The 22,099-nt window shown below is 55.0% G+C and carries 23 protein-coding genes and 1 tRNA gene; 7 read left to right on the forward strand and 17 right to left on the reverse strand.

Going from position 1 to position 22,099, the window contains the following annotated elements; genetic code table 11:
- Positions 1-605 precede the first annotated feature (605 nt).
- Positions 606-3,218, forward strand: a complete 2,613-nt coding sequence (locus NQU42_RS00915) for a DNA-directed DNA polymerase (protein WP_296608261.1) — start codon at positions 606-608, stop codon at positions 3,216-3,218.
- 227 nt (positions 3,219-3,445) lie between these two features.
- Here NQU42_RS00915 and NQU42_RS00920 read toward each other — a convergent pair whose 3' ends face one another.
- From NQU42_RS00920 to coaBC, 4 genes are all read right to left on the reverse strand, one after another.
- The gene (locus NQU42_RS00920) at positions 3,446-4,408 is read right to left on the reverse strand and encodes a radical SAM protein (RefSeq protein ID WP_296608262.1); all 963 of its coding nucleotides are present in this window, start codon (positions 4,406-4,408) and stop codon (positions 3,446-3,448) included.
- Positions 4,409-4,690: 282 nt separating this feature from the next.
- Positions 4,691-5,473 (reverse strand): 4-phosphopantoate--beta-alanine ligase, encoded by a 783-nt coding sequence (locus tag NQU42_RS00925; RefSeq protein ID WP_296608264.1) that lies wholly within the window; start codon positions 5,471-5,473, stop codon positions 4,691-4,693.
- Positions 5,466-6,380 carry a pantoate kinase gene (locus tag NQU42_RS00930; protein ID WP_296608265.1) on the reverse strand — a complete coding sequence of 305 codons (915 nt, stop codon included), beginning with the start codon at positions 6,378-6,380 and terminating at the stop codon, positions 5,466-5,468. The genes NQU42_RS00925 and NQU42_RS00930 overlap by 8 nt, the downstream gene beginning before the upstream one ends.
- Entirely contained in the window at positions 6,334-7,575 is a 1,242-nt protein-coding gene (coaBC, locus tag NQU42_RS00935) for a bifunctional phosphopantothenoylcysteine decarboxylase/phosphopantothenate--cysteine ligase CoaBC (RefSeq protein WP_296608267.1), read from the reverse strand. Before coaBC ends, NQU42_RS00930 begins: the two co-directional genes overlap by 47 nt.
- A gap of 229 nt (positions 7,576-7,804) precedes the next feature.
- Here coaBC and NQU42_RS00940 point away from each other — a divergent pair.
- Positions 7,805-7,902 (forward strand) — tRNA-Met (locus NQU42_RS00940).
- A gap of 123 nt (positions 7,903-8,025) precedes the next feature.
- Entirely contained in the window at positions 8,026-8,250 is a 225-nt protein-coding gene (locus NQU42_RS00945) for a TRAM domain-containing protein (protein ID WP_296608268.1), read from the forward strand.
- Between the two features lie 492 nt (positions 8,251-8,742).
- On the opposite strand, the gene hisF is transcribed toward NQU42_RS00945, so the two are convergent.
- Positions 8,743-9,558 carry an imidazole glycerol phosphate synthase subunit HisF gene (gene hisF / locus NQU42_RS00950; protein ID WP_296608270.1) on the reverse strand — a complete coding sequence of 272 codons (816 nt, stop codon included), beginning with the start codon at positions 9,556-9,558 and terminating at the stop codon, positions 8,743-8,745.
- A 211-nt stretch (positions 9,559-9,769) separates the two neighbouring features.
- Between hisF and NQU42_RS00955 the strand changes: the two genes are divergently transcribed.
- Positions 9,770-10,603, forward strand: a complete 834-nt coding sequence (locus NQU42_RS00955; protein ID WP_296608271.1) for an arsenite methyltransferase — start codon at positions 9,770-9,772, stop codon at positions 10,601-10,603.
- A gap of 593 nt (positions 10,604-11,196) precedes the next feature.
- Positions 11,197-12,690 carry a radical SAM protein gene (locus tag NQU42_RS00960; RefSeq protein WP_296608272.1) on the forward strand — a complete coding sequence of 498 codons (1,494 nt, stop codon included), beginning with the start codon at positions 11,197-11,199 and terminating at the stop codon, positions 12,688-12,690.
- Positions 12,691-12,727: 37 nt separating this feature from the next.
- Here NQU42_RS00960 and NQU42_RS00965 read toward each other — a convergent pair whose 3' ends face one another.
- The 12 genes from NQU42_RS00965 to NQU42_RS01020 form a co-directional block, all read right to left on the reverse strand.
- On the reverse strand, positions 12,728-13,030 hold the full coding sequence (locus NQU42_RS00965; RefSeq protein WP_296608274.1) for a DUF2551 domain-containing protein: 303 nt from the start codon (positions 13,028-13,030) through the stop codon (positions 12,728-12,730).
- A gap of 38 nt (positions 13,031-13,068) precedes the next feature.
- Entirely contained in the window at positions 13,069-14,103 is a 1,035-nt protein-coding gene (locus tag NQU42_RS00970; RefSeq protein ID WP_296608276.1) for a radical SAM protein, read from the reverse strand.
- A gap of 264 nt (positions 14,104-14,367) precedes the next feature.
- The gene (locus NQU42_RS00975) at positions 14,368-14,799 is read right to left on the reverse strand and encodes a universal stress protein (protein ID WP_296608278.1); all 432 of its coding nucleotides are present in this window, start codon (positions 14,797-14,799) and stop codon (positions 14,368-14,370) included.
- 52 nt (positions 14,800-14,851) lie between these two features.
- Entirely contained in the window at positions 14,852-15,235 is a 384-nt protein-coding gene (purE, locus tag NQU42_RS00980) for a 5-(carboxyamino)imidazole ribonucleotide mutase (RefSeq protein WP_296608280.1), read from the reverse strand.
- Positions 15,236-15,277: 42 nt separating this feature from the next.
- Positions 15,278-16,552: a phenylacetate--CoA ligase gene (locus NQU42_RS00985; protein ID WP_296608281.1), complete on the reverse strand. Its 1,275-nt coding sequence runs from the start codon at positions 16,550-16,552 to the stop codon at positions 15,278-15,280.
- Positions 16,553-16,978: 426 nt separating this feature from the next.
- Positions 16,979-17,383 carry a YkgJ family cysteine cluster protein gene (locus tag NQU42_RS00990; protein WP_296608283.1) on the reverse strand — a complete coding sequence of 135 codons (405 nt, stop codon included), beginning with the start codon at positions 17,381-17,383 and terminating at the stop codon, positions 16,979-16,981.
- 121 nt (positions 17,384-17,504) lie between these two features.
- Positions 17,505-17,816, reverse strand: a complete 312-nt coding sequence (gene cutA / locus NQU42_RS00995; protein WP_296608285.1) for a divalent-cation tolerance protein CutA — start codon at positions 17,814-17,816, stop codon at positions 17,505-17,507.
- Positions 17,798-18,190 (reverse strand): molybdenum cofactor biosynthesis protein MoaE, encoded by a 393-nt coding sequence (locus tag NQU42_RS01000; RefSeq protein WP_296608287.1) that lies wholly within the window; start codon positions 18,188-18,190, stop codon positions 17,798-17,800. The genes cutA and NQU42_RS01000 overlap by 19 nt, the downstream gene beginning before the upstream one ends.
- Entirely contained in the window at positions 18,191-18,469 is a 279-nt protein-coding gene (locus NQU42_RS01005) for a ubiquitin-like small modifier protein 1 (RefSeq protein WP_296608288.1), read from the reverse strand.
- A 1-nt stretch (position 18,470) separates the two neighbouring features.
- Positions 18,471-18,779 carry a DUF1894 domain-containing protein gene (locus tag NQU42_RS01010; RefSeq protein WP_296608290.1) on the reverse strand — a complete coding sequence of 103 codons (309 nt, stop codon included), beginning with the start codon at positions 18,777-18,779 and terminating at the stop codon, positions 18,471-18,473.
- A complete protein-coding gene (locus tag NQU42_RS01015; protein ID WP_296608292.1) occupies positions 18,767-19,225 on the reverse strand; it encodes a DUF1890 domain-containing protein in 459 nt (152 codons plus the stop codon). Before NQU42_RS01015 ends, NQU42_RS01010 begins: the two co-directional genes overlap by 13 nt.
- Positions 19,226-19,233: 8 nt before the next feature.
- Positions 19,234-20,043: an aspartate dehydrogenase gene (locus NQU42_RS01020; protein WP_296608294.1), complete on the reverse strand. Its 810-nt coding sequence runs from the start codon at positions 20,041-20,043 to the stop codon at positions 19,234-19,236.
- A 40-nt stretch (positions 20,044-20,083) separates the two neighbouring features.
- Here NQU42_RS01020 and nadC point away from each other — a divergent pair, with 40 nt between their 5' ends.
- The gene (gene nadC, locus NQU42_RS01025; protein WP_296608296.1) at positions 20,084-20,902 is read left to right on the forward strand and encodes a carboxylating nicotinate-nucleotide diphosphorylase; all 819 of its coding nucleotides are present in this window, start codon (positions 20,084-20,086) and stop codon (positions 20,900-20,902) included.
- Between the two features lie 17 nt (positions 20,903-20,919).
- Positions 20,920-22,068, forward strand: coding sequence for a CARDB domain-containing protein (locus tag NQU42_RS01030; protein ID WP_296608298.1), 1,149 nt, complete (start codon positions 20,920-20,922; stop codon positions 22,066-22,068).
- Positions 22,069-22,099: the final 31 nt, after the last annotated feature.

Genomic DNA, 22,099 nt, shown 5'->3' on the forward strand with positions numbered 1-22,099 from the left:
CTAAGAGCGTTGAGAGAATTGGGAAGATAGGAGGCAAAAGGCGGGTGTCGGAGGTGGGAACGCGTCCGGCTTTTGCCCAAACAAATTAAGGCAATTGTCGAATATAAATATTTCGGTCGTATTGCTGTGTTGAATAATTAAGAGCTCTAAGGTCGAGAGCTATTGATTTTTACTAGGATTGCAATTCGTATGAATCCAGCCTCTGCTATCGGATTCTCAAACATTATTCAACACAACAGGTCGTATCAGGGGACCTGTCCGAATAACACCGGTACCTTCTCGCGTGGTCGAAGATAATAAACATTTAAAATAAGTTTTAAATAGGTTGCCCCAACCCTGTATGCATCTCAGGTTTCATGCTTTGGTCGTGGGCTCGATTCACCGGCTATCATCTCAGGAATCTGCATACAATAGCACAGCACGACATACTCGTTCTGGATTTCAAATCACTGTATCCAACTATCATCTCAGGAATCTGCATACACTAGCACAGCATCCCACGTATCCTGCAAAGACGCATGCTCTTTGTTCGATTCTGCACCGGACTTATCAGAATGGGGATCCGCACTTCGAATACTTTATAACCGATCCGGTTTATCTTCTGCATGATGCGCTTCCAGATCCTGGATGCAAACTACGTCTACGACAGAAGTGGATATCCTGTCGTGCAGCTGTTTGGCGTCAGCGATGGTGGGGATAGCGTTATCTGCCGTGTGTCAGGATTCCGGCCTTATTTTTATGCAAGCGCTCATGACCTCGCCAGTGCAGCGGATGCTGTCAGATCCCTGGGTCTCGATGTGGAGATCGTCGAGCGATACGAGCCCATAGGGTACCAGTCGAGGCCATCAGAGATGCTCAGGATAATCGCGAGGGATCCTAAGTCTGTCAGGGAGATAAGGGACAGGGTGAAGGAGATCCCCTCCGTTAAGGCGGTCTACGAGACCGACATTCTCTTCAAGAACAGATTTCTCATAGATACAGGCCTCGGCGGCATGGCGTGGGTTAAAGTCCCGGACGGGGAGAGAGGCGAGATGCGCGACAGGCGCCGGTTGATCGTTGATGTGCCTGTGGATAAGCTGGCGCAGGAGGATCTTGAGAGCACGGCGCCTCTGAGGTTCATGGCCTTCGATATCGAATGCCTACCGAAGAACGGGGAGATGCCCAGGCCTGAGAGCTCACCTGTGATACTGATAAGCATGGCATTCAATCCCCCCTATCGAGGGCTGAGCGACCTCGTTCTGGTGGGGAGGGAGCTCAAATGCGAGAGGCAGGATGTTGAGGGCTGTGCTGATGAGAGAGACCTCATCTCCAGGTTTGTCTCTGTAATCGACGAATACGATCCTGATATCATGGCTGGCTACAACTCGAACGAGTTCGACATCCCGTATCTCAGGGAGCGGGCATCCAGGCTGGGAATAGAGATGGATGTGGGTCGCGATGGAAGCACATGGCTCATCAAAAGCATAGGCGGTAACAAAAATGTCGCTGTGACCGGCCGGGTCGTTGTGGACCTGCTTCCGATCATCAGATCCTCATTCAGCCTGAAGCAGTACACTCTCAGAAACGCTGCCATGGAGCTGATCGGAGAGGAGAAGCGAGACGTGAACCCTGCCAGGATGGAATCGATCTGGCTTGAAGGCGATGGGCTCTCAGATCTCATAAGCTACTCGAGGCAGGATGCGGTGCTTGTCATGCAGCTCCTCCTACGCCTGAGGCTGATGGATAAATACATAGCCCTGGCGAGGGCGAGCGGTTCGCTGCTCCAGGACATAGTCAATGGCGGCCAGAGCGGCATGGTTGAGAACCTGCTGCTCAGGAGGTTCAGATCGCATGGGAGAGTTCTCCCGCCGAAGCCGGACTCGGAGGAGTCGGACGAGCGGTTCATGGATGCAGATGAGCTGAAGGGCGGGGCGGTTCTCACTCCCGTGAAGGGACTTGTGGAGAACGTCGTCATATTGGACTACAAATCGCTCTATCCCACGATAATGATGGCCCACAACCTCTGCTACTCGACAGTGGTCACAAAGGAGAGGCCGTTAGAAGTTATAAAATCGCCATCTGGTGGAGATTTCGCAGCCCCCTCTGTTTGCAAAGGGATTGTGCCGGAGATACTGAGGGAGCTGCTGGAGAAAAGGACAGAGACGAAGAGGCTCATGAAGAGCGCGGGCGAAGAGGAGCGTGCGTTTCTCGATGCAAAGCAGTACGCGCTCAAGATCCTGCTGAACAGCTTCTATGGATACTCTGGATACGCCAGGGCGAGGCTTTACAGTCTGACTCTGGCGAACGCTGTTACAAGCTTCGGAAGGCATAACATAATAAGGACAAAGGAGATGATCGAGGAGATCGGCTCCGTTTACATTGTTGATGGGAGGGCTGTGCTCCCCAGAGAGAATCCCGTTGGAGGCAGGCGCTACGATCTCTCTGTCGTCTACGGGGACACGGACAGCGTATTTGTCAGGATATCCTCTGATCAGAGCATCTCCCCTGAGGATGCGGAGCTTATAGGACGAAAGATCGCGGAGACGATAACATCGAAGCTCCCGGAGCCGATGGAGCTCGTATTCGAGGCGTTCGCCAGGCGTGCGATCTTCCTGGCGAAGAAAAGGTATGCCCTCTGGCTATTCGAGAGGGCTTCCGAGAGCGGATGGAGGGACAGGATAAAGGTCAGAGGCATGGAGACTGTGCGAAGGGACTGGTGCGATCTCACCTCCAAGACTCTCCGGAGATGCCTTGAGCTGATTCTGAAGGAGGGCCGGGTGGATGATGCAGTTGAGCACGTTAGGGATGTGATCCAGAGGCTCAGGGATATGGATATCACGCGGGACAGGGAGCTTCTCGACGATCTTGTGCTCACAAGACGTTTCACAAAGGATGCATCCACATACAGGAACAAGCAGCCCCACATCCAGCTGGTCGAGAAGATGCGGAGGCGCGGAGGGAGGGTGCCGGGTGTGGGCGACAGGGTCGCGTTCATAATAGTCAAGGGAGGCAAAAAGACGCTCTTTGTCGACAGGGCTGAGGATCCGGAGTATGCTGTGGAGAACAACCTTCCGGTGGATACAGAATATTACATTGAGAAGCAGCTTCTCCCGCCTGTTCTCAGGCTCTTCACGCCATTTGATGTGGGCAGGGAGAGCCTGCTCCAGTGCAGATCTCAGAAAAGCCTCCTCCATTTTGATCAGCGGGCCCAGAAGCAGCGATCCCTGCTGGACTTTTAGGACGATAGCAGGGCTAATCCCCGCCTTTTCAAAGGCGGGATACAGCCCGTACACATTGTAGACTCCCGAAATCATTCCGCATCTCATCCAGCTCCGGCGTCATAGCCCGGAATATGAATTGAAACATGGAGTTCGAATACATTCATCTGCAGATCCATCGCTGCTGCGCTGAAGCCGCCGCAATGACCCCGGAAGCACGGCGGATCTCGGTGTAGCTCATCGCATAGCTACATCCACTCGTAGTGCATCATGACCTCAGGAACCATGCTGTAGAGCAGGCTGTTCTCGACGTAGCCGAAGAACAGGCACCCACTGCAGCCTTCAGATATATTTTTACGCATCTCGCGAGACTCGCGCCAGACATTTGATATGCCCCTGGATACATGGCCCAGAGGCTCGTCGTGGACGCGGCAGACGTAAATGCTCCCGTCCACCGATACGTGGAGTATCAGATCCGCTGCATGGCACCTGAACTCCGGCCTCCCCTCCTGTATCATCCTGAGGTATGTGATGGAGTTGATGATCGGAGCGCCTCTTGATTTGAGATCGATCAGCTCCCCGATCGCTGATCTGTAGCGTCCCCGATCTCTGATCTTAAGATCGTCGCACTCTGCTTCATCAAACTCGTGGAGCGGCTCGAACGAGATCCATGCATCGATCCTTTTCGCAAGCTTCACCAGAGCCGTAAGTTCTCCGAGATTTTTATTGCTGATCACGCAGTTCATCAGGACCTCGATGCCCCTCCTCCTGGCCTCCACGATGCCATCCACGATCTCATCGAGATCTATGCCTCTTATCTCCCTGAGACTCTCGATCCCGTCCACAGAGACCGTGAGGTAGTTGAGGCTCTCGAGATCATTTATCCTCTCGCTTAGCAGAATGCCGTTCGTCACCAGCGATGTCAACATCCCCAGAGATCTCGCGTGCCGCAGGATCTCCGGAAGTTCGTGCCGCAGCAGAGGCTCGGTGGCCCATGCATTGTATGCGCCTATACCGAATCGCGCTGCGTCATCGAGCATCCCTTTAATCTCCCTGTAGCCCATCTCATTACCGCGCCTGCGCCAGTGAGGGCAGAAGCTGCATCTGAGGTTGCAGCCAGTGTTCACCGTATGGGAGAGAACAAAGGGCCTGCGTCTCACACGCAGCTGCCAAACTGCTCTCATCATCAGCTTCGGATCGATTTTCCTCATGCGATCTCCACTTCAGCTGGGAATGCATCAAGAGTCCGGGCTGAATCTCGTCTCATTGAGTACAACGCCCGAAAGCCTGGAGTGTCGGCTGTGCTCTTGGATTCGAGGAAGACTTCCAGAACATGTCCGGAATATGGGCATGTCTCTTAGAGCAAACGGCCTAACCGCGATGAGCTCAGATGTGAGTCTTGCGCATTTGCTGAGCTTGCAGATCATATTGCTGCAGTAAACATCACAGCCAGGACAGCTGTCGACCAGCCTATTGTAGCGGTGCATATGGAGTTACAGGCTCCGGTCTTCAGACTGGAGTAGCTGACCCATTCTTGAAGTTAGATACTCCTGCATCTCGATCAGAGCATCCCTCAATGTGTTCCTGTTGCTGTAATCCCTCAGTACAGTCTGGAGATACTCTGTGGGGGATCCTGAGAGCGATCTTATCTTTCCCACCAGATTTGGCACAGCTCTTGTTATGTTATCCACGATCGTGATGCTGGCCATCATGGCCGTCCTTGAGAGGGGATTGAGATCCACGGCTATCACAGTCTTACCCATCCCCACAAGCGCCTCGCACCTGTCACCATCCTCCAGGGGTATCAGCACAGCATCTGCATCGTATATGCCGCCCCTGGTAGCCAGAGCGCGGCTGTGCTCCAGTCCCGGTATCCTGCAGTCGGGATTCTCTCCCAGAACCAGGCGCGCACCGTGAGATCTGAGGAGATCCGCGATCTTTCTCACCCGATCCTCGCTTCTGTGGAACAGGTTCACCTCCAGGGGCGCATTCAGGAGAGAGGCAAGCTCCACCATCTCTCCGGGAACAAGAGCAGCAACGTTCCCATTCACGCTGATCGCCGGCCTCTTCGCGAGAAGAAGGGCTGCCGCGGCTGCAAGTGTTGCCCGATCCGCTGAGCGCATGGTCCTCTCGCCGAGGATGTAATCGAACGCCTCGCCCCGCCCCTGTGCGATCAGCCCCTGGACGCTTGTTATCCCATTCCTCACGCCATCCGCGATCCTCTCGCGCGTCATGAGTGAGGCATATCTTGGATGCGATCTTGGTATCTCAGTCAAGCAGAGGCCCCCTCTGAACGATCTCGGTCTCGATCACATCTCCGAAATGCTGAAGCGCCTCCCTGCATTCATCTCCTCCCACCGCGAAAACAGAGTCGCCAAGCATTATCATGCTCGCCATCCCACCCGCAGATTCGACTGCCTCTATCGCATCCATCGCCCATGAGCTCGCCAGCTCGATCTCAGATGTGAACCTCCTCGAAAGACGCATGAAATCCCCCAGAGTCGGCCTCCGCAGGATCTCCTTCACAGCCCTCTCACCCGCATCATTGATTCTTTTCATCACGCTCGCATCCCTGAGCACCTCCCTGGTCGGGATGGGCCCTCTCACAACCGCGTAGATCCTCGTTCTCGAAACCGGAATCCTGTCGACAACACCCCTCCCAGGAGCGCCATGTGCTATGCGTATGACAAGTCCACCTGTGTTCTGCGCTATGACATCCCCGAGGCCTGTGCCGCTCAGGACCTCAGCGCGATGCGCGACCGAAGCGACCTGGTTTGACGTCAGCCCGAGGTCGAAGAGATGGTTCAGCGCGTATGCGCAGCTCAGTGCCCCTGCGCCGCTCGCCCCGAATCCCGCTCCCATTACCATATCCAGCTCCGTCTCAACCCTCACAGGCGACTGCGCCAGCGAATCGATGACATGTCTGCTCACCGGCGCGTCGGATGGATGCCCGTTGATGATTATCTGGGTTGATTCTGCTGCGCTCACAGTGGTCCTCGCTAGGAGCCCCAGGGTGAATCCGCACCCTATGGAGCCAGATGCAAGAGGATCATCCTCGCGCCTTGCTGCGAAGAATCCGGTCACATGCCCTGGGACCGTGGCCCTCGCCAACCCAGCGAGCTTCCACTGAGATCGCTCAATGCTGCAGTTTGCGCGCATCCCCGCATCCTTGATCTCTATCATTCAGGATCCTCACAAGCTCATCTATCACCCTTCTCGCTATGAGGCTCTTCTTCCCTGAGACATCTGCATGAGAGCCATCCTCTCTTACAATCAAAACCCTGTTATCGTCGGTTCCCATCCCGCCTGCACCCACATCGTTCGCGATCACGAGATTCAGGCACGATGCCTCCATGGATTCGCGGGCGCTTCTGATCAGATCCTCATCGCTCACGAAAGTCTCGGCCTTGAACCCTATAATCGCCAGATTTGGATGCATCGAGCGCACAGATCTCAGTATCTTCGGGGCCGGCTTGAGCCTCAGGACAACCTCATCCTTTGATTTGATCTTTCTCTGCTCCGTATCCACGGTGAAGTCACCGACAGCTGCTGCGCCTATCAGGGCGTCGTACCCCGTGGAGAGCTCTCTCATAACAGCGTCGAGCATATCCTGGGCGCTCTCGACATATATCTCCTTAAAGGGCAGCCCCAGCCTGGACCTGTGTACTATGGTCACCTCAGCGCCGCGCCTGTATGCCTCGCGCGCTATCTCCACGCCGGTTCTTCCTGATGCGCGGTTTGTTATTATCCTGATCGGATCTATGCTCTCAGCAGTTGCGCCGCTTGTAACAAGAATGCGCCTCGATCTGAGATCTCCCGGCCCCAGAATCCGCTCGACCTCAGCGACTATCCTCGCGTTTTCCGCGATCTTCGCCTTAGACTCCTCGATCCTGGGATCTATGCACACAACTCCCATTGATATGAGCCTCTTCAGGTTCTCGACGACCGCAGGGTGGCGGTACATGGCCTCGTGCATCGCAGGCACAACAACGACCGGCTTTCCGCTTCCTATAGCAGTGGTTGCGAAGGTCGTGACCGGCGTATCGTCTATGCCGCATGCGATCTTCCCTATAGTGTTCGCGGTGGCTGGGGCTATCAGAAGCATATCTGCGCGCCCCTCAACCCCGCACAGCTCCACATGCTCGACGCGGCCTGTTATCTCCGTTATAACCGGATTGTTGCTGGCATACTCAAGCGCATGGGGATGCAGTATCCTCTGCGCCGCCTCTGACATCACGCAGTGCACATCCGCGCCGCGCCTGATCAGGTCGCGCACCAGATCGACAACCCTCACGGCCGCGATGCTTCCTGTGACGCCAAGAGCCACCGTCCTTCCTGCGAGGGTATCGCTGACAGACCCAGAGATGCTAAGCTCCATCGCGTGATGCTCTGAGTCGACCAAGAAATAATTATCCCAGGGAGAGGTGCTTGTATCACTGGGACCCGGCGCCCGGCCCTGCCGGATTCGCAAATACAGCAGAGGCTCTCGGTGCCACCCATCTCTTTCGGCTGTCAGAGACACGACTGGAGGTCGCGTGCCTGGATCATCTGATGTCCGTGCTTGAGCACAAACCTTATCTAAGATCTCGAACGAGGGCTCTCTCCGGGCCGGGGTGGCCTAGCTGGTTAGGGCGCCAGACTCATAGGGTAAGCCACAGGCGCCTGGGTCATCTGGAAGTCGCGGGCTCGAATCCCGCCCCCGGCACTTATTCTGCAAGAATGATAACATCCGGCTCGCAGCAGGCATGCAAAAGGTTTTAATACCAGTATTTCAGAGCTATGAATGCGCAAAAACTCTGTGTAGTTTTTCGCTAAGGACGGTGAAGAATTGTTTAGAAGTGAGGAAGGATTTTCTCGTGGCTCTGCTCCTTCTGCCCCGGTGGCCGTTGGCAGCGAGTACAACGTGAAGATCGAGGATATCGCCCGTGAAGGGGACGGTATCGCAAGGGTTGAAGGCTTCGTTATCTTTGTCCCGGATACCCAGGTTGGGGATCAGGTAAGGATACAGATCGACCGTGTGATGCGCCGCTTCGCGATTGGCCACAAGGTCTGAAAACCTTCAGCTTTTGTGTAAGGAGTATGCTGGTTCTTCGAACCACGCAGCCTCTGTTTTTTTGCTGATGGTCATACAATTTTACATATTTTTCGATGCCGATTTTCCGATGCATGCGATGGAAACCCCACATGCGACAGCATAGGCGTGCCGAAAGGATGCATGCTTGAGCATTTTTGTGGCATTCCCTCCGGCCGAAGTTTGCGCCACTGCCGCCCCTCAACAACTCCTGGATCTCTGTTGCATTATTGATATGCTCGATCCCACGACCAGAATCTTTCGATTTGTATCTTTTGGGAGCGAAGAGGGCGAAGCGAGAGGACCCTGCCCTTAGGACGTGAGCGAAGCCCCACTTCAGGGCGATTCCATATGCATCATGGCGACTAATTCGACTTCAAGATAGGAAATGCCGCCCTGGGGTCTCTCCATACGAGACTGGGAAACACACTCTCTGGCGGCAAGCCCAGAAGCTCCGCCCTTCAGGGGGAGCGTTCATTTTACACGAAGCCCATTCGCTCTCAGGTACTCCTTGACCTGCCCGACCGTGTACTCTCCACGGTGGAACATGCCTGCAGCGAGAGCCTTGTCCGCGCCTCCTAACGTGAATGCCTCCAGTATGTGCTGTGGCGTGGAGGCTCCACCGCTGGCGGTGACCGGAATGTCAACCGCATCAGATATTGCCTTCGTGAGCGGCAGATCGTATCCTATGTTCGTTCCATCCCTGTCCATGCTGGTGGGGAGTATCTCGCCAGCTCCGAGCCTTTCCACCCTCCTGCACCACTCGATGGCATCCATGCCGGTTGGCTCCCTTCCTCCGTAGATCACAACCTCGAACCATGCGCGTCTGCCGTCCTCCAGCTCGTAGACGTTCACTCCGGGTATGATCTCAGTGTTCCGCCTGGCGTCGACCGCGACCGTGATCCTCTCTGAGCCGAATGTCCTGGCTGCGCTCCTGACCAGATCCGGATCCCTGACCGCGGCTGTGTTGATCCCAACCCTGTCCGCGCCCGCATCGAGTATCTCCTTTATGCCCTGAATGCTGCTGATCCCGCCACCCACCGTGAAGGGTACGTCAACAGCATCCGCAACCCTCCTGGCGACATCCACCATTGTCCTTCTCCCCTCATGGGATGCGGTGATGTCCAGAAAAACAAGCTCGTCCGCGCCCTGCTCCTGGTAGCGGCGTGCGAACTCGACCGGGTCGCCCTGGCGCTTCAGGTCCACGAACTTCACGCCCTTGACGACCGAGGGAACCCCACCCACGACCTTGACATCGAGGCATGGGACGATCATGGCATAATCTCTCATGGCTGTTAGAAGCAGATAACCGGAGATAAAAGCCTTGCCAGCCAGAGCCTCCATTTGTTGAGGGCAGTGGAGAGAAGCAGTTCCTGATACCTGCATATGACGCACAGAGTGCTACTCTCAGAGAACTCTCTTGATGATTGCCTCAGAATGACGCGTGCATGCCATTCTGAGACACAGTGTGCTTATATCCCATCGCATTCAACGAGAAGTATTGCCACTTTTCTTGGCCATGTACGCCTCAAGAGTGGTGCTGAAGATGGTTGACATGCTCAGAGAAAGAGAGATCAAGAAGGCCGTGAGGGATGGGTACTCCCGCATCGCGAAGCAGCCATCATGCTGCGCTGGCTCGTGCTGTGGAACAGGATCTGCAGCCGAGATAAGCAGGAGGATCGGGTACACCGAGGAGGAGATGCTCTCCGCGCCGCCTGAATCGAACCTGGGCCTCGGCTGCGGAAATCCCCTTGCCATAGCCTCCCTGAGGAGGGGCGAGTATGTGCTCGACATGGGATCCGGCGCTGGCTTCGACTGCTTCCTGGCGGCAAGAGCCGTTGGCCCCGAGGGTATGGTCATAGGTGTGGACATGACCACAGAGATGGTGGAGAGAGCACGGGAAAACGCGCGGAAGGGCGGTTACAGGAACGTGGACTTCAGGCAGGGAGAGCTGGAGAACCTGCCGGTTGCCGATAACTACGTAGATGTCGTCATATCCAACTGCGTGATAAACCTTGTTCCTGACAAGCGCAGGGCCTTCAGGGAGGCTTTCAGGGTGCTGAAGCCCGGAGGCAGGATGATCGTATCAGATGTTGTCCTTAAAAGAGAGATCCCGGAGTCTGTGAGAAGATCCAAGGAGGCCTACATAGGGTGCCTTGCAGGTGCGGTGACTGTGGAGGAGTACATCGATGCGATACGATCCGCTGGATTCAAGGAGATATCGATCCTCGGGGAGTCACAATTCCCGACAGAGTGCCTGCCCGCAAGCATCGACAAAGCCGATCTCTCAAGGTCTGTGTGCAGCTTGAGGATATCCGCAAGAAAACCGGCTTGAAAAGGTCACAGGAGGCGTCGCCACCTGGCATGGGTGGGATGGCTGAGATCTCCAAAAAGCACAAGCCTCCGGCCGAACCGAGTCGCGCTCTGCTCTTTGGGAGTGGAAAGGGCGAAGCGAGACCTTCAGGATGGGAATGAAAGCGAAGCCCCTTCTTATCCAGAAAAGCACAAAACATTCAGACAGCATAAGAAGCATTGATGTTCAGGACGTTCAAATATCGGATCTATCCAGCAAAGGCTCAAAAAATCGAGAATGGGGCGAACGCTTGAGCTTTGCAGCTAGACATACAACGAGACTATGGCGTATCGAAAAAGAGCTTTGGATACTAAAAATCGGTCACGAAGCATGAGACAAGGAGAGGTCTTTTAAGACACGTGCGGCGAGATCGCACTCAAGAGGCCGCAGCTTCGCGAGATGCCGTTTGAGACCAGGGTCTTTGCGAGATACTCACGTCTTGAGAGTCACCTATCAGTGCTGTAGCAGAGTCTAAAGGGAGCATTCACCTGTCGCAGAGATCCTGCCCCTAGGATCCTCCACATGCCTCCCCGCACGAACAGGGTTATATTCTACATCCCGAGAAGCCTTTACAGATGTCCGGAAAGAGGATCGTCCTGACCAGCGATAGCACAATGATGTCCTCCTACCATGGAGGTGTGCTGCTGGGATTTGCCGCAATAATGCCCAGGGCAGTCATGCCCGACTGGATGCTCAGATCGCTCTTCTGCCCTCCCGTGAGGGCATATCCAGATGGCAGGGCGGTTTATGCGCCATGCGGCATGCGAAAGGTTGAGGCTGCGCTCTTAGAGGCTGGTTTCTCGAGGGATGAGGTCATGGTGGCGCATCCGGACCACCTCGAGAAGGCGATAGGCAGCGAGACCGAGATCTTGGGCATAACACACGACGATCCGATGGGAAAGATAGCGGTTCGCGAGATTGAGGATATCATCAACAGGGGCCCGCCGCACAACAGGCACAGCTTCCTGAAGCTCATAAATCACCCTCTGATAAAAAAATACGATCCCGTGATCGTCGTTGGTGGCAATGGCGCATGGGAGCTCGTCGGTGAGGATGTGGGCGTCGATCACATCTACCTTGGCGAGGGCGAGAGCGAGTTTCCGGAGGTATGCAGGGCGATCCTCGATGGGAAGGACGTCCCCAGGATCATACAGGGAACGCCTGTGGCCGGGGAGAGGATCCCTGTGAACAGGGGCGCCACAATCGCAGGCATAGTCGAGATCGGAAGGGGATGCTGGCGTGGCTGCGCATTCTGCTCCCCAACAATGCGATCACTCAGACACCGGCCGGTCTCAAGCATCCTGGAGGACGTCAGGGTGAACATGAGGGAGGGCATGAGGGATGTTCTGCTTCACTCAGAGGACGTCTTCACATACGGCTCCAGAGGAATGCGCCCCGAGCCTGAGAAGGTTCTGGAGCTCTTCAGGAGCGTCAAGCAGCTCTCGCCACGCACGATAGACGTCTCCCATCTCAGCCTGGCAACTGTTCATCAGTCCATCGATCTGCTCAGCGAGGTCTCTGAGGTGGTTGGTGTAGGCACAGATCAGAGATACATGTCGGCATGGATAGGAATAGAGACCGGAAGCTGTCGGATCCTGGAGATGCACATGCCCAGAAAGGCGCTACCAGAATCTCCCGATCGCTGGCCGGAGATCGTCAGGGATTGCTACGCGCTCTTCCACGAGGAGAAGTGGGTGCCGGTCGCGAGCCTGGTCCTGGGGCTGCCAGGTGAGACAGCTGATGATGTTGTCAGGACCACGGAGCTTGTGGAGTCGCTTAAGGGGTACACAGGGCTGATGCTGCCGCTCTTCTTCACGCCGATGGCAGGCACATCGCTTGGCAGTTATAGAGGACTCGGAAAGGATAATGCCCTTCCTGAGCACTGGGAGCTGGTCGGGACGTGCATGGAGTACAATCTCAGACATCTCAGGAAGCTTCACAGTCTGTACAGAGAGCGCATGACTCCCAACCCAATGGTACACCTGGGCCTGCGTCTTATCAACATGGCAGCGGACATCGTTCTCCCGAAATACATGGAAAGAATGAAAAGGGGAGAACCGCCAAACTGAAAGAAATCTTCAATCCAAGACTGAGGATGGCCTGAAGCTAGTAGTTTTCCAGCACCGATTTCACTATCATCTTGTGGTCGTTCTTCAGCGAGTAGACGTTGTGGTCCCCAGATACATCTATGCTGAGAATACCCAGGCGAGTGTTCATGAGTCCGACCATGGCAGACACGCCGCGATAGCTTACATTGAAGCCCTCCTTCTCCAGATACGTGAATATGTCCTCGGTCGTAAAAGACGAATCGCTCAGGAACAACCTCAACACCGCTTTTCTGATTCCTATACCATCTCGCTTCAGATAATTCCTCAGCCGCTCCTGAATTCTCTCCTCAGCGCTCTCCATCCAGCAAGCTCACCGGCCATAAAGAAGGAAGCGATGGCTTATAAAGGTATTCTCTCCACGACCAGTCCATCCTCTGTTGGATACCTCTCAATGATGTAAGGAGATCCGATATGCCTCACATCATCCGCGATCTCCTCGAGGATCCAGGCAGCCATCTCTATCTCGCCGTCCACGAGAATGTACATGTTCTCCGGAACCCCCAGATCTGAGAGCAATCGCATCGCATGCCGCGGATCAGGAGTGAGGATGACTCCCGTCAGTAAAGTGCCATCATCGCTCACCATATCGAACTCTCTCCGGACCCTCTCAGCGCGCCTCTTCAGACGCTCCCTCAGCTGGACAGCGTCCTTGAATACGGAGGAGCAGTAGTGGAGTTTGATATTGTGGCGCATGAAGGATCTGGCTATCGATTCGCTCCCGATCGCTGCGCACGAGTCTGTATCGGCCACGAAGCCTCTGGCCCTGAGCGCATCCGCGTTCGTCTCTGAGAACTCGAGCTCATTGATGTTCAGAAAAGCATCTGCGCTCTGCACAGCCTCTGCGATCCACCGGGCGGAAGAGATCGCGGGGATCTCCACGCCTGCCTCGATCCCGAGATCCATCGCGGATTTAAGTGCTTCCGCGAGGCTGCGATCCTCCCGCTCCAGATCCGGATGTATCCTCAGCTCATCCAGACCTGCATCGCGAAGCTTTGAGAGCACCCTCTCCCCGGGCAAGATTCCGGTGTAGAGATGGATGTGATGACTCCTCCCCAGCTCTCTCTTGAGCATGCGAATTGTGTCTAGAACCAGATCCAGCCTCAGCAGAGGCTCCCCTCCGGTTATGCCCGTGCCGAGGGCATCTATAGCCTGCGCCTCCTCCAGGATGTCCTGCGGGGATGAGACCATCCGCTCGTTCGCAAAGATCAGATCCTTCCCCTTCCGCTCATTTGAGAGCGGACAGTAGAAGCAGCCTCTGGTGCAGATGCCTGTCACGAAGAGGACCAGAGATGCTCCCTGCCTGCATATCTCACATCCAGGCGGGAGGTAGTTGTGGAAGGAACCTGTATTGTCATGAACCCATTCTTCAAGCATCCTTTCCCTCAGGCGATCAAATTTACGAGATGGGCCGCAACGCAGATACAGTGAATGGCAAACATCGATATGCGCAGATTAACCAGAGCTCAGCAATTAACAAAAGCAAAAACATTGACATGAGGCGGCTAAGACGCACACTCCGCCTCAGCTGCCCCCAATCAGGCTTATGACCAGATAAGCCAGGAGCGTACCAACGACAAACACAACTGCAAATGCGCCAAAGATCATCGAATCTGCTATGACAAACTCTCCGCCAGTCATCTATCTCACTACCAGGACAGGAGTTGTTGCCCAATATAAGACTTTCTGGACCACGCTGCCTATGAGAAGCTTCGACACGCCACTCTCGCCGTGGCTGCCCATCACGATGCAGTCGATGTTCTCGGTTCTGGCCACATCTATGATGACATTTGCAGGCGCCCCGATCCTTATGACAGGCTCTACCTTGACGCCCATCTTCTCGCCCATCTCCTTTATGTCATCCAAGGCCTTCTCGCCCTGCTTCTGCAGCTTAGCCTCGACCTCCTTCTTGTCGGCACCCAGCTGCCTTACAGCGCTCGCTATGACGACCTCATTGACCACGTAAAGCGCTAGGACCTCCGCACCCAGAGCCTTCGCAAGCTCAAGCCCCTCCTGCGCAGCAAGTCTGGACTTGTCGGAGCCATCTGTGGCGATCAAAATACGCTTGTACATCCTAATCCCACCTTTGTGACCTCTATCAACGACTTGGTATAAATAGCTATCTTCATGATTTTAGCATCCGCAGAGCCAGTAATGCGGCGTTCTCTCCTGCATCTATCCCAACACAGGCCACAGGCACTCCTGGAGGCATCTGAACTATGGAGAGAAGCGCATCTATACCCAGAAGCTTCCCGCTCACCGGCACGCCTATCACAGGCCTGTCCGTTCTCGCAGCCACAACGCCAGGGAGTGCAGCTGACATTCCAGCGACAGCGATGAAGACCCTCGCATCAGTGCTCTCGATGTACTGATCGAGCTCCTTCGGGTTCCTGTGCGCAGAGATGACCCTGTGCTCGTAGCTCACGCCCCGCTCATCAAGCACTCTCAGAATTCTGTCCACAACATGCTGATCCGATTTTGATCCTGAGATTATCGATACATCTGGCATGTATCTCTGGGAGTCGTGCGATGAAGATGAACTTTGTCCAGGCTACCGCTTTATGTGTATGACCCTCTGAGCCTTGCCCTCCGTTCTCGGAAGGGAGCCTATTGGAAACACATCGCCCTTCGGGCTGAATCCCAGCGCCTCCTTGAGCGCCTTCTCAACGGTATAACCTGTCACCCCTGGCTCTGCCTCGACGTTGATCCTGACATCCTTGACGCCATCAACATCCTCGACGATGATCTGATAGTTCGCGCCAACTCCTGGGATCTGCATCAGAGCCTGCTCGACCTGCTTCGGGAAGAAGTTCACGCCCTTCACTATTATCATGTCGTCCAGCCTCCCTGTTATTGGCGCTATCCTGAGATGAGTTCTCCCGCAATCACACCGCTCCCTTGAGACGACCCTTGTGAGATCTGCTGTGCGAAATCGTATTACAGGGAGAGCCTCTCTTGTGAACGATGTCACGACCAGCTCCCCGGGCTCGCCGTCTTCCACAGGCTCACCCGTCTTCGGATCCACGACCTCCACGATGTAATGGTCCTCCCAGACGTGGATGCCGTCGTGCATCTCGCAGTCCATCCCGAGGGTTCCGACGCCGCCTGTTTCTGTCATCCCGTATATATCGAAGACCTCCACTCCAAGGCCTGCGGAGATCCTCTTCTTCATCGTATCCGAGAAGGTCTCCGCGCCGAATATCCCGATCTCGAGCTCAGGCAGCTCCACACCCAGCTCGTTCATGACCTCTATCAGGCGCACTCCGTAGCTCACGACCCCGGTGATTATTCTGGTTCCAAGGTCTCTCGCGAGTTTTATCTGGCGTGCGGTGTTTCCGGGGCCTGTTGGTATTACAAAGAGACCCGCCGCCCTTGCGCCATGGTACATGCCGAAGCCGCCGTTGAACAGCCCGAAGAGGGGTGTGATCTGGACTGCATCTCCCTTCCTGGCGCCGGACATCATGTAACACCTGGCCATGCACTCAGCCCACTGCTCCAGATCCCCTTCTGTGTAGGGCATTATCACTGGGGTCCCGGTGGAGCCGCTCGACATGTGCATCTCCACGATCGATTCTCTTGGAGCACAGCAGAGCCCCATCGGATAGCTCTCCCGGAGCAGCTCCTTGTTCGTCATCGGCAGCCTCTGGAGGTCCTCCAGACCCCTGATATCTTCAGGCGAGACGCCGTGATCATCGAAGAGCTTCCTGTAGACGGAATTCGATCTGTAGACATAACGCACGATTCTGCGAAGTCCCATCGTCTGTATATCGCGCAGCTCCTCTCTGGAAGCTCTCTCCATCCTTTCGTTGTGGTAACTGGACCTCATTCAGATCACTCCACCAGCACTCTGAATCTGCCCGCCGTGTGCGACAGATTTTCTTACAAGATTTTTGGCATTGATGGATAACTTTGTACAATTAGGGCTGCGAATGCGGAGAATCAGATTTAATGGTTGCGGTTGTGGTGATGTGTTGAATAATGTTTGAGAACCCGATAGCAGAGGCTGGATTCATACGAATTGCAATTCTAGTAAAAATCGATAGCTCTCGACCTTAGAGCTCTTAATTATTCAACACAGCAGGTTGTGGTGATGTTCAGGATAGCACGGGTTCATGGATTGGTGAGCAGGTACTTGCCTCGAATAACTGAATGTGCTGTAATCAGCGTCCAATGGAGCGCCATCCATAATGTGGGAGGCGTGTGTGCCCAATGAAATTACAACATGCGATCTCCGCATCTCTTGGGTCACTCGTCATCGCAGCATCCTCTCCCGTATCTCCCTGAAGCTCCACAGGCGTCCTCGGTCGATGCCCGGGCACCTCGATGCCTCTGAGAGCCAGGATTCCCTGCTCCTCAGGATCTCAGGCCAGAACGGGTAGCTCCTGCATTGCAGAGGTCTTGCCGGGTAGATGGTGCAGCGATCGCCATCAAGCATCACGCAGCCCATGTCCATCCTCTCCCTGATGAGAAATCCATATTCGCACTCGAGAAGGTACTCGCGTATCAGAAGATCCTGAGAAACTCCCAGAAACTCCGCGATCCTCCTGCAATCCTCAGGCGAGATCCAGACGATCCCCTGGACGCTGCAGCATCTGCCGCATCTGATACACTCGAACCTCAGCCCCTCCCGGTACCAGGGCTCAGCATCTCGCCTCATTCCCAACACCCTCCTTAGGATCTGCGGTACGGATTGCCTCTCCCCGGGCGACTGAAGAGCGCAAAGCGAAACGGCCGCGTCCATTCCAGAGCGTCTTTAGGCCGGAGCAATAGTGCGGCAATTACTCCACAGACGCATCGATCCATCTCAGATACGGCTCATGCCCGTGGGCGATCTCCAGAGCTATGATCTCAGGCAGCTGGTAGCTGTGAAGCTCCCTGATGCGCCTGCACGCCCTCTCGGCCACATCAGACCTCGTTTTGGCGAGGAGCATCTCCTCGTTCTCCCTCGATAGCTTGCCCTCCCAGAGGAAGTGCGACCTGACGGGGAGTATATTTACACATGCTGCCAGACGCTCCTCCACCAGGGCCTGTGCTATTCTGTCCGCTTCTCCTGGGGGAGCAGTTGTTATTATCAGCGTGTATTCACCCATCTCCCGCCCTCGCCGGTCAGCTCCTTCTTCCATATCAGAACCCTTCTCTTCAGTTCATCAATAACATATTCGCAGGCATCGAAGGCATCTTTCCGATGTGGTGATGCGCATGCGACCACCACAATAATCTCTCCAAGTGAGATTCTGCCCTTTCTGTGCAAGATATTCACGTAGGAGACCCCAAAGCGGGAGATCGCCTCCTCTTTTATCCTTCTGAGCTCATCCAGAGCTGCATCGTCATAAGCTTCTATCTCAAGAGCTGTAACGCCCGGATCCGCCCTGACGACCCCGATAAACGCGACCACCGCCCCGGACTCGGGGCTGATGGCTCCGCGGAGCATCTCTGCCAGGTCTATAGCACCTTCTGTTATCAATCAACCACCTGCCACCGGCGGGAATATGGCCACCTCATCATTATCTGAGAGAGGTGAATTGAGATCCTCTGGCATATCCAGCCGTCTGCGGTTGAGCATGATGATGACATAATCCCTGAGCTCTCCGGTCTCGGAGAAGACAGCATCCCTGAACCCTGGCTTAATTCTGCAGAGACGCTCGATGAGATCTGATACATTTGAGCCTTCCTCAATCTCCAGAGAGATCTCCCTTCCGAGTATCTCCCTGAAGCCCGCAAACGCCCTTATATTTATCTTCATATCAGCGCCTCTTTATCGACCTCATTACCTCCTCCCTTCCGAGCCTCCTGACACGCTCTGCCTCCGCCTCATCCCTGTGCTTCAGCACGAAGGTCCCGTGGCATGGCTTAGTGTACGGGAATACAACGCTACCATCCTTCATGATGCCCACAGCTATCGGCGGCACCCCGATTATGTACTCTCCGAAGAGCTTGAACCCTGGCTGGAAGTAGTAGTACTCGTCGCAGCTCGACTCTATGTACTCCCTTGCCTCCTTAAAGGAGATGCCTCTGAGGAGCACCTGAGGTTTGAGCATCTCTATACAGCCCATGCCAGAACCTCGTCTATCTTTTTCTTAAGGCCCAGAGGGTTATGTACGGCCCTCTCCACGAGCTTTTCTGCATCGAAATCAACGACAGCAGCAAGCTCCTCCGCATTCCTCCCGAAGATTATCATGAATAACTTTGATTCAGGCAGCAGCGCCCTGACAGTGGCGGCATATGTGATTCCAGCATCGTTGTGAGCGAAGGCGAAGCACATGCTGAAATCCCTGCGCCCTTCTACGATATCCGCGATCGCCCTGTCAATCTCGATCATTCTTCCTAAGTAACATCTCTTCCGGTCCGCGACCCGGGCGAGATTGAGGGCGGCGGGATTGCCGGCGATGAACACCTCCACTCCTTTATCCCTGAGAGTTCCTGAGAGATAGAGCACAAGGCTCATCTGAACCGGCACCTCAGGGCATCCCATGAGAAGAAGAGCTGTGGTGTTGCGCATGCCTCCTCCTAAGTGCCGATCCTGACGTTCAGCGTGAGATTCTTGAGGGTGGCTATCGCTGAGAGGGCTGCCAGATAGCTTGTCCTGGGGTTTCTGGGCGATGGCACATTCTCCACCCTCGTCACCATCCTGCCGAAATCTCCCTCTGCGACGATCTCATGCACATTGACTGTGGCGTCTGGATCAACCACTATCCTGACCCATGCATCCTGCCCGTAGGTCAGGCTCAGTGTCGCTGCAACGTTGACGTTAGCAGGGAACGCCCTGACAGCCTCTGAGGCGGGCCCCTCGTATATCAAACTCGGCTCTTTGAATGCGTGAAGATCTATCTTCTTCTCAACAACATACGGCGCGCCCTCAAGGCCCGCAGGGGGCTTCGTGCTCGTCAGAACGACACTTTTGAGACGGGCGATGGAGGCGGACTTGAGCCCATCAAGGCCGGTTATGGCGCCTGAGGGGATGTACACCCTGCACCCGTTAGACTCGGCCATCGAGCATATACTTCTGTAAAGCTCTCTGTCCATGAGCGCGCCCACAGACATTATCATGATATCCTTTCCGCGCTTGAGAGCTGCCTCCGCGACCTGGGGAACTGCAGCCTGAGATGCAGCCTCTACGACTATGTCTGAGAGCTCTACGAGCCTCTCGAGCTCCACAACCTCCGGCTTCTTTCTCAGGGCGTCTATGAGCCTGCTAATGTTCTTAGGATTTCGATCGAATACAGCTGCAAGATCTGCATTTACATCTCCACGATCGATAGCAGACGCAATCTCAAAACCTATGGCTCCGCAGCCTACAAGGCCAACTTTTAGGGGCATCAAAGGCTATAAATCAATTGGAGATCAAAGCCTTTGCGGTATGCTACGGTCTTATATCGAGCGATTTCTTGAGGAAGATCTCGGCGAGTGGGACGACTCAAACAGCATTCTGCCTGATGTCCATGTTGATGCATGTATCACGTGCAAGGAGGAGTGTATACTAGCCGGACTGGAGGAGGTCTCGGAGCTCTTCGAATACCTTGATGTGAATGCGAATCCCCTCTTCGATGATGGAGAGTACGCGCCTGCCGGGGCCGAGGTCGTGGCTCTCAACGGCAGCGCCCGGAACATCCTGAGGGGCGAGAGGGTGGCTCTGAACATGCTCGGCAGGATGAGCGGCATAGCCACGCTCACAAGAGAATGCGTCCTGAGGGCGCAGAAAGTGAGGATAGCATGCACGAGAAAGACCACGCCTGGCTTCAGGTACTTTGAGAAGAAGGCTGTACTGATCGGCGGAGGGGATACTCACAGGTTCAACCTCTCAGGAGCTGTCATGATAAAGGACAACCACATAGCGATAATGGGCCTGGAGAATGCGATAAAGGAGGCGAGGAGGCGCGCGAGCTTCACCAAGAGGATCGAGGTCGAGGTGGAGGACCTGGATACGATGGTGAGAGCTGCAGAGCTCGGAGCTGATATCATAATGTTTGACAACATGGATCCTGAGGATATAAAGAGGGGCGTTGCAATGCTCGATGAGATGGGCATAAGGCCGAGAGTCATACTTGAGGCCTCAGGAGGAATAAATCCGGGCAACCTCGAGGCATACGCATCAACAGGCGTGGATGTGATATCTATGGGCGCACTCACACGCAGCGCCAGGTGGATCGATTTCAGCATGGAGGTCCGCAACAGATGAAAGAGCGGTGAGCGCTTATGCGATACATCTTTCTCATTCTCATCCTTCTAGCGCATGCGTCTCTGGCAGCCGAGAAGAACGAGGATCAGAGCGTGAGCTTCCAGGAGTTCACGCTGAGCATCGGAGACCGTGTGGAGATCGGCGATTACAGGGTTGAGCTTGTCGATATACAGTCTCTGAAGGACGGCCTTGTGGTGCTCCTTGTCACTCAGGGCAGCAAGTTCGAAGAGCAGAGGGTCGTGATAGAGGGCAGCCCGAACAGCTTCAACGGCGGCGCGGAGGAGGGGGGCCTGACCCTCACAATAACAGACATATTCGATGAGGAGTCGGCCAAGCTCAGGGTCGAGTACAGAGAGAGCCTGGGGACTCCGAGGAAGAGGACCGCTGAGAGGCGCGAGCCGAGGGCAGCCCCGAACCTGGTGGTGGAGAAGAGCTTCGATAAGAGCACAGTGAACTACGGCGATGAGGTGAAGGTGACTGTCACGGTGAAAAACATCGGGACCGAGGCTGCCAGGAGCGTGGAGGTATACGACATACCGCCGCTGGCTGAGTTCGCATACATAGCAGGCTATCCGCCGAAGATAAAGAGCGAGCTCGGTCCTGGAGAGTCCGATTCTGCTGTCTATGTGATGCGCGCCGTGAAGGAGGGTCTCGTCAAGGTCCCCCAGATAGAGGTCAGGTACAGGGACGCAAAGGACAGGATCAAGACGAACACAACTGAGCCTCTTGAGATAATAGTGGCGCCGCCAAAGAGGCCGAATCTCGTTGCGAGGATAAACGTCACAAATGTAACGTCCGGAGAGACAGCTCAGATAGAGGTGAGCATAGAGAACACCGGGCAGGCGACCGCAACAATGGTTGAGGTCAGCTCTGAGGTGAAGCCGCCGGAGGGGCTGAGGTGCACCGGCCTCGATCAGCTGATCCCGGAGATTCCCCCCGGAAGCGCGAAGAGCTACACCGCGCAGATGCGGGGGGAGAGAAGCGGCAACTACACCATCACCCTGACAGTGAGCTACCGCAGCGGAGAGACAATGTCAATCACAAAGACGGCTGCGAGTGTGAGCGTTCTCGAACGAGAGTATAAATATCTGTATTACCTACTCGTTCTACCATTGATGATAGTGGGGTTATGGGTATACAAAAGATACAAGGAATATAAATACTAACAGTTATAGTAATCGTATGAATGGTGCTGCT

The sequence above is a fragment of the Methanothrix sp. genome, from assembly GCF_024518575.1.
In the GTDB taxonomy this organism is placed as follows: domain Archaea; phylum Halobacteriota; class Methanosarcinia; order Methanotrichales; family Methanotrichaceae; genus Methanothrix_B.